This window comes from uncultured Gimesia sp. (assembly GCF_963976445.1).
Lineage (GTDB): Bacteria > Planctomycetota > Planctomycetia > Planctomycetales > Planctomycetaceae > Gimesia.
Genome location: NZ_CAXBKP010000001.1, coordinates 534,972 through 547,712 on the forward strand (window position 1 = coordinate 534,972; position 12,741 = coordinate 547,712).

Here is a 12,741-nt window from a genome sequence, read left to right on the forward strand (position 1 = left end):
TTAATTTGAATAATGGTCCATGTCAGATCTCGAAGTGAAATCCCTGTTTGGTGAGACGCCGATACTTACGGCGATCAAATTTATAAAGTCGGGCCGCGCGATGGGCGACGTCCGTTTCAACTTCATCCAGTTCGACAAGAATGCCCATGCTCAGAATTTTTTTGCGGAAGTTTCGTTTATCCAGTTGTCGATCGAGAATGACCTCGTATAGATGCTGAATCTGCCGCAGTGTGAACTTGGCAGGCAGTAGCTCAAACCCAATCGGTTGATAGCGGACTTTGCTTCGCAGTCGCTCATGCGCCATCTTCAATATTTTGGGGTGGTCAAATGCGAGAGAGGGCACATCATCAATAGCAAACCAGGCCGCATTTCGGGCATCGGTGGCGGCATGCACGCGGTGATCGGAAAGATTCACTAGAGCATAATAGGTCACCGTCACCACGCGTTCGCGCGGATCACGGTCGACATCGCCGATTGTGTAGAGTTGCTCCAGGTAGACGTTTTCGATGCCGGTTTCTTCACCCAATTCACGACGGGCCGCTTCTTCCAGTGTTTCTTCCAGACGGACAAAACCGCCGGGTAAAGCCCAGCAACCTTCGAACGGTTCCAGATCGCGCTGAATCAGCAAGACTTTCAAATCTTCCTCATCCAGACCAAATACAACGCAGTCAACTGTGAGTGCGGCCCGTGGATATTCATATTGATAATTCATCTTCAAACCTTTAGTGTATAGTAAACACTAATATTAGTGTCTATACAACACCATGACAATCAAAAAAGAAACAGGTTCACAAAATTCATACTCTTAGTCGAATGCTGACTGAAATTACAATAGATCTCGCATTTCGCCCAACTCCTGCTCATAACCACCGGAGAGAATCGGAAAGCGGCACCAGGTTTTCGGATCCAGATTCTCATCGTCCACATGAAACGAGGGTGCATAGCGCTCGCGTTTCCACTGATTCCGTGACCAGAGCCGAAAAAAACGCTCAATCCACTCCGCAAGCTGTGCTGGAGAGTAAACTGGAAATTCAACTCGTGCCATGCGAAATAGATCAACGGGGCCCTGCTTGTCTCGAATCGCGGCCCGCTCAATCCAGTCGAGCAGATCATAGGGCATCAGGTCCCCTTCGTCCGTCTGCTCCGCTTTCTGCGGGCGTAATTCCGCCGTCGGTTCCTGCCGATTGATCAACTCCAACACGGGAAGACTCCCCGTTTCCTGCGGCCCGGCCTCACACATCCAAATCAGCCAGCTGCGTAAAAACGCTTTATCGATTCCTGAAATCGGCGAAAGCCCACCGCAGGTATCACCGTCCATCGTCGTATATCCCACCGCCGCCTCTGATCGATTACTTGTCGCCAGCAACAGTGAGTCGCGCAGATTGGCAACCAGCCAGACGCCCGGGGCACGCACACGGGCCTGGATATTCTGCAGTGGAATGTCATCTTGATCCCAATTGAGATCCCGGCCCATCGCTTCTGAAACAATGCCCACGTACGATTGTACGATCGCATCCACATCCAGCCTGAGATATTCCGCCCCGACTGCTTCCGCAAGTGATGCGGCCGCCTGCGCAGTCGTCTCGGAACTGTTGCGCGTCGCCTGATAGACGCACGTCAGCAGTTTTTGAACGATTGCTTCGGGCGTCTTCAGCTCCGCCAGACCTTCGATATAAGCCAGTTTGGACAAGAATATTTGTGTCCCCAATTCATCCAGTCCAAGCTGCACCAGCAGCCAGACCAGCACCGCCGCCGCAGCCGAATCCGCACCGCCACTCAAAGAGATCACGAAACCCTTCGCACGACTTTTACGCAAATAATCAAACAGCCCCAAAGCGACAGTTCGAGAAAACTCCTCTTCTTTGATTGAGGCGCTCTGTTCCCACGCGGGAATTCTGTTTTCTGTCTTTTCTGGTTCGATGTCCACAAATGAAAACGGAACATCTATTTGATTAGCTGACTGGAGAGTTTGACGCGGTTGAAAACTCATCAGCCGTGCACGGTTCATGCGTGTGAGATCGATGTCGACGACCGTCGTGGTCACCACAAAATCCGCAAAGGATAGTCGGCGTCCTTCTGCCAGCAGTATTCCACTACTGGCGATCAGCGCGGCACCATCGTAGATAATGCGCCCTGCTTCATTCCCGAGCAGATTCGTATACACATAAGTCACGCCGTACGCCCGAGAGCTTTCGAGTACCAGCCGACGACGAATCTCCTGCTTGCCAAATGCAAAGTGACTGGCACTCGGATTCAAAATAATATCGACGGCCGCCTGCGATAACGCATGCGCGGGACGTCGTGCCGCCCAGGCATCTTCGCAGATTTCAAAACCGATCCGCACGCCTTCACAGTTGAAAATCAGATTCCCGACCGGATAGGACCGATCCCCAATCTCAACTTCGCTCACCTGCTGGGCATCCCAGGGTTTGAACCAACGGGGTTCATAATGAATCCCATCACCGGCGAGCTGATTTTTGGCGACAAATCCCAGGATCTGCTGATCGGCGATCAGACAGGCACAATTGTAAAGGGCGCCGCCATGAAACAAAGGCAGCCCCAGCGAAACAACAATCCCTTCCGTTAGTGGAACCAGATCCTGCAACGTTCGCAGCGCCCGCTGTTGAACATCCTCTGAGAGAAATGCATCTTCACAACCATAACCAGTGATGCACAATTCCGGCAGACAGATCAGACTCGCTCCCTGATCGCGGGCTGCGGCGATCGCAGACTGAATGTTTGCTGTGTTGCCTGCCCAGTCCAGTGGTGTCTGATTCAGGGCTGCTGTTGCGACTTTGATGAGTTTCATCGTCGTGTCATTTCATATTCTACGGTTGAGTTGTCAAGTTCTATCATTGTAGGGTATGTGAATCGCGTGCCCGAAAAATCCGTTCTGTTTTTAAATCATGCAGTTCCTGCTCTAAGCCCACCGGGTAGTGGTGCGGATTCACTTGTCGCCGCACCCCTACATGAAATAACTCGAGTTGCTGTTGAACCCGCTGTCGAATCGTTATTAGTGGCTCGTGTTGATATACCGTCTCGCCGCTACGGACCACAGGAACCAGCAGATCAACGGAGTTCAGATCATCTTCCAAAATTCGACGCCTTGTTGGATCCAGCGGATCAACCATGACGATCGCATCCAGTTTGGCGTTGAATTCATTGTAGATCACATCGGCAACCGCGCCGGTTTCGTTCTGGAATCGCCGCACCTGCAGCATACCGGGTGTCGAGGTTTTGATCGCCTGCTCTGACAATTTCAGCTTCGGCTCCCAGTTGCCGGCTTCATTTTTAATCGCTCCCAGTTTGTAGACGCCTCCCAATGCGGGCTGATCATACGCGGTGACCAGCTTGGTCCCGACGCCCCAGACGGCAATCGTCGCCCCCTGCGCTTTCAAACTGGCGATCACCGTTTCATCAAGATCATTACTCGCGACGATCGCCACATTGGTGAGCCCGGCTGCATCCAATAGTTGCCGTGCTTCGATACTCAAAGAGGCCAGATCACCGGAATCAAGCCGAATGCCTACCATTTCGTGGCCTGTTTCCCGCAACCTCAAACCAACCTGGATCGCATTTTGGACGCCATCCAGCGTATTGTAGGTGTCTACAAGAAAGACACAATTATTCGGCATCGCGTCGGCGTACTCTTCAAACGCAGTGAGTTCATCATCGAATGACATGACCCAGCTGTGAGCGTGTGTCCCTTTGACGGGAATCTTAAATAATTTTCCCGCCAGCACATTCGAAGTGGCCGCACAACCGCCAATATAAGCGGCTCGGCTGGCAGCTAAGCCACCATCGATTCCTTGAGCGCGTCTCAGCCCGAATTCCAGAACAGGATCGCCTCCCGTGGCAGCACAAATCCGCGCGGACTTGGTGGCAATTAACGTCTGGAAGTTGATGAGATTTAACAGCGCCGTCTCCATTAGCTGACACTGCAGGATCGGGCCTGTTACACGCACCAGCGGCTCATGTGGAAACACAACCGTTCCTTCAGGGACCGCATCCAGATCGCAGCTTAATTTGAGTTCCGACAAATAAGTCAGAAACTCCCCGGCGAACAGCGGCTGCCCGTCGTTACCTTCCAGCTGTGAAAGGTACTCGATGTCGTCTACTGAAAACTGGAACTGCTTCAGATACTCAAGTACGTATTCCAAGCCCGCAGCAATGGTATAACCCCCTTGGAACGGATTGCTACGGAAAAATAAATGAAATACCGCTTCCCGTTCGGATCGCCCCGATTTCCAATAGCCCTGTGCCATCGTGAGCTGATACAGATCTGTCAGCAGCGCTAAAGAGGTTTCATAGATTTTGGTCAGCATAATTGTTTCTCCTTGAACACTTAGTGTATATTACACACTATCGTAAGGAAAATCAAGATTTCTTGAGTCCTATTTGAAAAATCAGCCAACCGCCTGGTACTCGATCCTAAGGACCGGCGCAATCAAAGGGCAGACAGACTATGAATACGCCACAGCAAATCATCGTTGATGCGGGATGAGAATGGAATGAAAAACGAGATTATCGCGCTGAATTGGGGCTAATCGCTGGTGAGGCTGTCCCTGATTTTCAACAGGTATTCCCCATAATTGGTATTGGCCAGTACTTCCGCCTGCTTTGCCAACTCTGCTTTGGAAATCCAGCCTTTTTGGTAAGCAATTTCTTCTAAACAGGCAATCTTGAGTCCCTGACGTTTTTCAATCGTCTGAAAGAAGTGTCCCGCATCCTGTAGACTCTCATGCGTCCCGGTATCAAACCAGGCGTGTCCCCGGCCTAGTAGTTCGACTTTTAATTCACCCTGTTTTAAATAGGTATTATTCACAGAGGTAATTTCCAGTTCCCCCCGCGCAGAAGGTTTCACATTTTTGGCGATCTCGACCACATTGTTATCATAAAAATAAAGCCCAGTCACCGCATAGTTGGACTTGGCAACTTGAGGTTTTTCTTCGATGGAAATCGCACGCTTATCCTTGTCGAATTCCACTACACCAAATCGTTCCGGATCATGCACCTGATAACCGAACACAGTGGCCCCGGTTTCCCGTTCCGCAGCCGCCCGCAAACTTTCGGTCAGACCATGACCGTAGAAGATATTATCTCCTAGAACTAAACAGACCGGATCCGGACCAATAAAGTCTTCACCAATCAGAAACGCTTGCGCGATGCCCTCTGGTGCAGGTTGTGCCGCATACTCAAACCGAACGCCCCATTGTTCTCCAGTTTCCAGCAAGTCCTGAAACATGGGAAGATCGTGCGGAGTGGAAATGATCAAGATGTCTCTGATTCCCGCTAACATCAAAGATGAAAGCGGATAATAAATCATCGGTTTATCGTAAATCGGAAGCAACTGTTTGGAAATGACTTTTGTAACCGGATGCAGCCGGGTACCGGCTCCGCCTGCTAAAATAATACCTTTTCGCGACATTTATTTTTCCTGTATCTCGCTTTAAATTCCAGTGGTGATATTAAGCACCGAAAAGGCGCGGGGTCTCTGTGAAAACGAAGACGGTTGCTCGCTCCCACAATCAACTTGGTTCAGAATACGACAACCATATTGATATTGCAATATACCAAAATAAACGTAGCTCAACACCCCTATTTTCGACAAACGTTTCGGCATTCGAAACTGCAGTCAACTGCTTTGCCCGATGCGTGGGAATCAGACCGCGTTCATAAAAGGGAATCGAAAAAACTAGTGGAGCGTCATTTTTAAATTTTGGGTTGATCGATATCACGAGAGTGCGACAACGGAGCACGTAAACAACACCCCCAACCCTCAATTCCTAGCTTGACAAAGCACTAGTTCCAAGGCTGATACAGAAGCAGAAGCCCGAACAGAGTTACCACGAGAAGAAATAACGATCCCTTCACTAGCCCATCCGATGTTTGCTCTTCTTCATATTCCAACTCGGGAGGTACTTTAAATTTGTGATAGAGATAACCGCAGATAGTGAGCAAGCCCCCTAAGATCAGTGAGACCAGAGCGACCACAGGCCCCATGATTGTACTGAGCGCGATCAATAATTTCACAAACCCTGCAGAAGCAAACCCTTTTCCCCATGCGAAGACACCGATCACAGCCCCCAGGAAGAAACCAGACAAATGCAGAGACCATTGCTGGTCAATAGCGGAAATCACAAAACCGGTAATAACCCCTGCCAGCGTTAACCAGTTTGGAATGCGGCGAGTCCGAAGTTCGAACCAGATGGACACACAAAGTAGAACAGTGAGACTGCAAATCACAGATAGAGCATAAACAGGAACATCAAACATAAAAAGAATGGCTCCGCAGTCGATACGACACACGAATCAGATGATCCGCAGAACGACTAAATCAACGTGAAGGGAAATAGATTCCAAGCTGGTAAATACCCTTTTAGATATAAAGCCTGGCCAGCTCAACCCAAAACACCCGGTAATCGAACACTTCAGAACCGAATGTTCTCTCACCAGTGGCATCGAGATCGAATTGAATCAGTCCCCGTGCTCAATTCGAACGAACGCTCAACGCGGCGTTTTCTCCCCTGGAATAAATCGATAGATCGTATCGATGATGCGATTATGATGTTTCGTGCGATTCACTGTGTTACTCTGCATAAGCAGTACACCCACCAGTTCGCGTTCAAAATCAACCCAGGCGACCGGGCCCGAATATCCGGGATGTGACAGAATCCGCGAGTTGCCATTCACTTTGCTTTCTTTAATCTGAAAAGCCAGTCCGTAACGGCCGTTGGTGCCGGGCTGCGACTGGTAAAGTTGCTGTAATGACTCCGCGTTGATGAGCTGCTTCCCCTTGTGAACTCCGCGGTTCAAGTGCAATTGCATCAGCGTGCCGATATCATCGAGCGTCGAATACACACCGCCGCCAGCAGTCGAAAACCGCTGATTCTGGCGTTCGGCCACGTCCAGACCAAAGTTATCTGGCTCAAAGACGCCTGCTTTTTTCGACTGATACAAAGGCGCGAGTCGTTTCAATTCTGCTTTCGTCGGTTGAATGGTGGTATTCTTCAAATTGAGCGGCTTGAAGACGCGTTCCTGCATTAATTCGACAAATGTTTTTCCCGTAATTTTTTCTGCCACGCAGGCAGAGAGATCGATGGGGCGACCATACATCATCCGCGTTCCCGGCTCGATAACGAGGCCCTGCTTCAAACAGCCATTCACAAAGTCCTGGGATGTCTGTGGAAAGATATAGTCTTTGAGTTCAGAGCTGGTTTTCTCAAGCTGCTTTTCCGATTTCAGCCAGTTGTCATTCGGAATGCCCGACGTGTGGCTGAGCACGTGACGTAAACGGACTGGTTGTTTCGGTTTCGAACCGTCGAGCAGACGGATCTCGGCAAACTCGGGAAACGTTTTTGCGATCGGATCATCAAACGCAAGCAGACCGTCATCCACCAGAGACGCCATCAAAGTCGCGGTGAACAATTTGCCGGTTGAGGCCAGCCAGCAGAGTTGATCTACGGTAAAAGGCTGCTTTGTTTCAATATCAACAACACCGTGTGCTTCACGCATGATGACTTTGCCGCGATGGATGAGCAGCACTGAGATCCCTGGATAATAACCTTCGTTGATCACGGCCTGAATTTCTGAGCGGATGGCAGCACGCGCCTCCTCCGACAGTGTGAATGGGGGACGCTCTTGACGAATCGTCGGTTCGTCGGCTCTCACAGAAACAGGCATGCTAGAAAAAAGAAGCAGAACAAGCAGCATTCGTGTCATCAAGTTCATGGTTGCACCCTTTCAAAAGACCAGCTTTTTTCTCCCGATCCCTTACCGGTAAATCGGATTGTCTGAATTTCCACAGGAGACGCGGTTGCCGGCAGATAGAGCCGCACGATTCCCGGATTTCCTTGGATAGGAAGTTGAAGCGTGACATCCTGCCACTGTTGGCCCCCTTTGAATGAATACTCCACAGACTGTCCCGTTCGCGAAAAAGTTTTCTGAGCCGCCGTCTTCCACTGCACTTTGCCCGTGCCGCCGGCGGTACTGCGGATGCGGAGTTTCAGTGTCAGCGGTCCGGGTAGCTTGACCTGTGCCGTACCGAGAAACGGGGTGCGCCCGTCGGCTTCAATCCGCGCGGCACCTTTCACAAGCGTCAGCTTACACATTTTAGGCACCAGTCCGAACGAGGGACCGCGTGTCGGTATTTTCAGACGCGGTTTAAAATCAGGATTCGGCTTCGGCGCGAGTGCGCCCGTTCTTTCAATGAAATCTTCGATCAGCGCGTCGAGTTCCTTGACCTTGCCTGGCATTTTTGCAGCCAGATTCGTCGTTTCGCCGATATCCTCTTTCAGATTATAGAGTTCATACAGGTCCGGGTAATTTGGATGTGATTCCCAGCGGCGAATCAGTTTATAATCTCCCGCACGCACCGATACGGCCGGAATCAGATGCGGGAACCAGGTGAAGAATGCTTTGCGGTCCAGCGTTCCCTGTTGCAACAGTACTGGTAAAAAAGACACGCCGTCCAGAATATGCTGACCCGGTTGTTCAACTTGAACAGCCTCTAGAATGGTCGGATACATATCGATGGGACCGACGACCGTATCTGTCAGTGAACCAGCCTCAATGCGTTTCGGCCAGCGGACCATTAGAGGTACGCGTTGTCCGCCTTCGTAGATCCGGCCTTTCCCTTCACGGAGCGGTGCGTTGTTGGTGGGTGCTTCCGGTCCTGCCCACTTGCGGTAGCTTTGGATCGTTTCGTACTTGGGATGTTTTGGAGTCACATTCCTTAGTTTCGGATCGTCCGCACGCCAACTATGCGTATTGCCGCCATTATCCGAATAAAAAATGAATAGCGTTTTATCAGTAAGATTCAATTCTTCAAGCTTATCCAGCACGCGTCCCAGACTTTCGTCGACGTTCTGCAGCATGGATGCCATAACGGGATTGCGCTGCTCACTGCGGGGATCTTTTTTCTGGGCATACCGGGCTGTGTACTGCTCCTTATGCTGCCAGGGGCCATGCACGGAGTAATGCCAGAAATTTAGATAAAACGGCTGTTTATGATTTTTCTCAATGAACCGAAGTGCCTCGTCAGTCAGTCGATCAGAAATGTGTTCTCCCTCGGGACCATCGGTAATGTTGCCGACTTTGTGCCTCGCCGTCGGGTGGCCTTCTGCGTGAACTCCATACGGCGAAAAGTAATTCGGCGGCCCGGGATCGGGTGCGCAATGCCAGATCGTTTCGAAGCCCTGCTTATCAGGCCAATGTTGCGGCATCACTCCCAAATGCCACTTTCCAAAATGGCCCGTGCGATAACCGGCATCACGGAGCACTTCCGCCAGGGTAATCAGTTTTGGATCGAGATAGCGTTTGCTTTCGGGATAAATAAACTTTTTGTTCGGAGAGGTCTTTGTCGAATAGTGGGGACCTCCCGACTGCGGCGGCTGATGGCCAGCGGCACTGGTAATTCCGTGCCGTGCGGAATACTGTCCGCTTAAAATGGAAGCGCGTGTCGGCGAACAAAGCGGCACGGCATACGCATTCGTAAACCGCATCGACTGTTTCGCCAACCGTTCCATGTTCGGCGTTTCGTAGTATTGCGATCCGTAAACCGAACTATCCATCCAGCCCATATCGTCAACAAGAAACAGAACGACATTGGGTCTGGCGGGGGCATCAGCAAATGCCGGTACCTGGACAGAGAATAAAAGAACCAGAACGAATATTGATTTCAAGAGCGTTGATTTCATGTTGCAAATCACCCAAACAAGAGCGGCATTGAATTGATCAATCAGGACGGATGGCTCTCAAGCTCTGCAGAGAAACATGTCCGGTATTACAGATCTTTTTCCGTCGGTGGAAAACGTTTCCGTTTGTCGCTGTCGACCGGCTTGCCGCTGCCTGTGTTCCACCATTCCGCAGCGCGGTCTGGATCGTAGCTCGGATTGGGAATCGGCATCCGGGCATTGACATCCTGCCGCCACGCTTTGAGTTTTTGCTTCAAGTCCGCGACACGCCCCTGCTTTTCATTCGCCAAATTTTTTGTTTCACCAATATCCGCGCTCAATTGGTATAACTCGACATCGCCGGTGCCATCAAGATACTCGATCAGTTTCCAGTCCCGCTCGCGAATACTACTGGCAGGTCGGTCATGGTGGTAGTGCGGATAGTGCCAGAAGAGCGCACTGCGTTTCAGTTTTGCGTCCGGGTTGGAGAGTAATGGTAGTAAACTCACCCCGTCGATTGTCTGATTTTTCGGCAGCGAACCACCGGCCAGCTCAACAAACGTAGGATAAAAGTCGTACGTGATCGTTGGCTCTGCACAGACTGTTCCGGGTTTCACTAGCGGCGGATACTTAACAATCAAAGGCACGCGGACGCCCCCTTCGTGCAACGAACCTTTCTCGCCTTTGAGTGGTGCGAGGCTCGATACATTGTCATCAGCCTGTTCCCGATAGTCATAGCGACGGTAGAGTCCCCCGTTATCGGATGTAAACACCACCATGGTATTCTCGGTTAATCCTTCGGCTTCGATGGCATCGACAATCCGCCCGACCATGTCATCGCAATGCTCAATCATCGCGGCATAAACCGGGTGCGGAAATTCGCGTTTTAAACTGGCTGACTTCTGCCGGTATTTCTCGACTTTTTCTGACATCGCTCCCAGTGGAATGTGCACTGCGAATGGAGAGAGCAGCAGAAAAAACGGTTTTTGCTTATTGCTGCGAATGAAATCGATACTGAGATCGGCTTCAAAGTCGGTTCGATACTGGCCTGGCTTCGGTTTCAAGTCGCGCCGTCCCCGAACTCGATACTTTCCAGGCAGATGTGGCCCGCCGATGACGGCCGAAAAATCGTATCCCTGTCGGTCTGGCTGAAATTGAGCGCCGGTCCCCAGATGCCACTTTCCGATATAGCCAGTCTCGTAGCCAGCCGATTTCAATGATTCGGCAACGGTTACGGTATCCAGTGGCAAAGCCATGGTGGGGCGCGGCGTGATCACTCGCTCAAAGGGTCGCCAGTGACCGGGTATAAAATCGGTAATTCCGATGCGGGCCTGATTCTGTCCAGCCTGTAACGCACACCGCGTAGGAGAACAGACGGCGCCAGCCGCATAAAAATCGGTGAACCGCATCCCTTCCGCCGCGAGTTGATCAATCCGCGGCGTATCCACGAAGTCATTGCCATAACAGCCCACATCCTTCCAGCCCATATCATCAATAAAGATGAGCACAATGTTGGGTTGGTCGGCGGCGATCGCCGATGCATTCGCCCACAATAGAGCGAGAAAGGACAGAAAAATCACTCGCGCCATGATTTCAGCTCCCGTTGTTTAGAGTATTCGTACTGCCGTTGAAACGACAGATTTCCAGCCGATTCACTACAACGTACATCTTACACGGAAACAGATCCCACAGAAATGGTAAAGCGTTTTCTCACAACCCATTGTAGAAACTGAAACTGAAAATACTCCGAGAACAGATACTCCTGACGTTATTTTTAGAGTCCGACAGAGGGATCATTAGCCACATATGATGTTCAGATTCGCCTGTACGACGTGAGTGGCAAGCATTTGCAGACGCGGAGAAATCAGAGAAGCTTCAGCTCATCGAAGATGGCGAGAGAAACGCGATCACTGCTTTGCTCCCCTTCCAGCTCTGAGTGTAACACGGATGCAGACGACGGGGTGTCAAACCTTCAAGAGACTGCAGGCTGGAGTACGCGGCGTCAATCTTCAAAGCAACCTTTGTACCAGTCAAACCATGCGTAGATGAGAAACGCGTTGCAAAGAAAGTCAGGCACTCCCAGAAGCAGGTACTGGTTGGCGATGAAGATGCAGTACAGCAGGATGTTGACGGTATATGGCAGAGCAATCAACAACGCCAACGGAACTGTTCGACGGACGAACAACAGACTACCCGCAATGAACTTGATTAACCCTACCCAGAAGATGATGTAGCCGGTGTCGTCCATCGCCTTCATGAAGTCGCGAAATGGCGAAAGCTCGTCAGGAAGCGGGTAGCCCTGAACGCCGAACATCATCGTCATCAGGCCCGTCAATACCAGAAACAAGGCGAACAAGTACCTCGCGGATGTCGCAAGTTTCGGATGTCGAACGTGTTTTGCACGTGTGGTGAGTTCACTCATGGTACTGGTCTCCATCTGATTTTGCTGCTGGTGGCGTTAATTCCAATCTCAGTCGTTTCCGTGGCATGTTTCCCCCAGGCACATCGCTCCAGCTGACACACGCACAACGGCGTTGACGTCATTTTTTTGTATCCATGGCGATCAAGTTATTCTTCATTTGCCCCATGACCCTCATGCCGATCTCCCATTCTTCGGCACTCAATCCACGTTTCAGGCTTTGCCGGAGTGCTTTAGCATGGGGCAGGAGCTTACTCATCTGACGGGTCCCTTTGGAGGTCGGGTAAATTAAAACCGCGCGGCCGTCACTTGGATCCTGCTTTCGTTCCACAAGCCCTTTCGCCTCCATCTTGTCTATCTGACGTGTGATGGTCGTCTTATCGCGCAACATGATTTCGGCGAACTCACCGCGGCGGAGTGGCTGCTCAGACTCGACCAGCACCATTAACAAGGCAGATTCTTCCGCCGAAAGTTCGGAATCGTTGTCTGCCAACAAATCTTCAATGCGCAACCGGAACAGATAGGCCAGACGGCTGATCAGAAATCCGGGGCGTTCGGGCTGCTGCATGAGTGCTCTCTCTATGGTAACCAGAAAGGAATATTTCATTTCGATCTATTCAAATGCGGGTTGACCCCCACTTATGTGTA

10 protein-coding genes are annotated in these 12,741 nt (G+C 51.0%); all 10 read right to left on the reverse strand.

The window, feature by feature from the left end:
* Window positions 1–22: 22 nt before the first annotated feature.
* A complete protein-coding gene (locus AAC022_RS01990; RefSeq protein WP_339727473.1) occupies window positions 23–712 on the reverse strand; it encodes an NUDIX domain-containing protein in 690 nt (229 codons plus the stop codon).
* 114 nt (window positions 713–826) lie between these two features.
* Window positions 827–2,809 (reverse strand): NAD(+) synthase, encoded by a 1,983-nt coding sequence (nadE, locus tag AAC022_RS01995; RefSeq protein WP_339727475.1) that lies wholly within the window; start codon window positions 2,807–2,809, stop codon window positions 827–829.
* A 43-nt stretch (window positions 2,810–2,852) separates the two neighbouring features.
* A complete protein-coding gene (locus tag AAC022_RS02000) occupies window positions 2,853–4,325 on the reverse strand; it encodes a nicotinate phosphoribosyltransferase (RefSeq protein WP_339727476.1) in 1,473 nt (490 codons plus the stop codon).
* A 218-nt stretch (window positions 4,326–4,543) separates the two neighbouring features.
* Entirely contained in the window at window positions 4,544–5,428 is an 885-nt protein-coding gene (gene rfbA / locus AAC022_RS02005) for a glucose-1-phosphate thymidylyltransferase RfbA (protein ID WP_339727478.1), read from the reverse strand.
* Window positions 5,429–5,802: 374 nt separating this feature from the next.
* Complete coding sequence (locus tag AAC022_RS02010) at window positions 5,803–6,276, reverse strand: prepilin peptidase (protein ID WP_339727479.1); 474 nt, start codon at window positions 6,274–6,276, stop codon at window positions 5,803–5,805.
* Between the two features lie 231 nt (window positions 6,277–6,507).
* On the reverse strand, window positions 6,508–7,731 hold the full coding sequence (locus tag AAC022_RS02015) for a serine hydrolase domain-containing protein (RefSeq protein ID WP_339727480.1): 1,224 nt from the start codon (window positions 7,729–7,731) through the stop codon (window positions 6,508–6,510).
* Window positions 7,728–9,698, reverse strand: a complete 1,971-nt coding sequence (locus AAC022_RS02020) for a sulfatase (RefSeq protein WP_339727481.1) — start codon at window positions 9,696–9,698, stop codon at window positions 7,728–7,730. The genes AAC022_RS02015 and AAC022_RS02020 overlap by 4 nt, the downstream gene beginning before the upstream one ends.
* An 86-nt stretch (window positions 9,699–9,784) precedes the next feature.
* On the reverse strand, window positions 9,785–11,263 hold the full coding sequence (locus tag AAC022_RS02025) for a sulfatase (RefSeq protein ID WP_339727482.1): 1,479 nt from the start codon (window positions 11,261–11,263) through the stop codon (window positions 9,785–9,787).
* A 413-nt stretch (window positions 11,264–11,676) separates the two neighbouring features.
* Window positions 11,677–12,096, reverse strand: a complete 420-nt coding sequence (locus AAC022_RS02030) for a hypothetical protein (RefSeq protein WP_339727483.1) — start codon at window positions 12,094–12,096, stop codon at window positions 11,677–11,679.
* A gap of 118 nt (window positions 12,097–12,214) precedes the next feature.
* On the reverse strand, window positions 12,215–12,661 hold the full coding sequence (locus tag AAC022_RS02035; RefSeq protein ID WP_339727484.1) for a MarR family transcriptional regulator: 447 nt from the start codon (window positions 12,659–12,661) through the stop codon (window positions 12,215–12,217).
* Between the last annotated feature and the right edge of the window lie 80 nt (window positions 12,662–12,741).

Excerpts from the sequence above, each read along its gene's own strand:
- AAC022_RS01990 (WP_339727473.1), bottom strand. The coding sequence starts at position 712 with ATGAATTATCAATATGAATATCCACGGGCCGCACTCACAGTTGACTGC.
- nadE (WP_339727475.1), bottom strand. The coding sequence starts at position 2,809 with ATGAAACTCATCAAAGTCGCAACAGCAGCCCTGAATCAGACACCACTG.
- AAC022_RS02000 (WP_339727476.1), bottom strand. The coding sequence starts at position 4,325 with ATGCTGACCAAAATCTATGAAACCTCTTTAGCGCTGCTGACAGATCTG.
- rfbA (WP_339727478.1), bottom strand. The coding sequence starts at position 5,428 with ATGTCGCGAAAAGGTATTATTTTAGCAGGCGGAGCCGGTACCCGGCTG.
- AAC022_RS02010 (WP_339727479.1), bottom strand. The coding sequence starts at position 6,276 with ATGTTTGATGTTCCTGTTTATGCTCTATCTGTGATTTGCAGTCTCACT.
- AAC022_RS02015 (WP_339727480.1), bottom strand. The coding sequence starts at position 7,731 with ATGAACTTGATGACACGAATGCTGCTTGTTCTGCTTCTTTTTTCTAGC.
- AAC022_RS02020 (WP_339727481.1), bottom strand. The coding sequence starts at position 9,698 with ATGAAATCAACGCTCTTGAAATCAATATTCGTTCTGGTTCTTTTATTC.
- AAC022_RS02025 (WP_339727482.1), bottom strand. The coding sequence starts at position 11,263 with ATGGCGCGAGTGATTTTTCTGTCCTTTCTCGCTCTATTGTGGGCGAAT.
- AAC022_RS02030 (WP_339727483.1), bottom strand. The coding sequence starts at position 12,096 with ATGAGTGAACTCACCACACGTGCAAAACACGTTCGACATCCGAAACTT.
- AAC022_RS02035 (WP_339727484.1), bottom strand. The coding sequence starts at position 12,661 with ATGCAGCAGCCCGAACGCCCCGGATTTCTGATCAGCCGTCTGGCCTAT.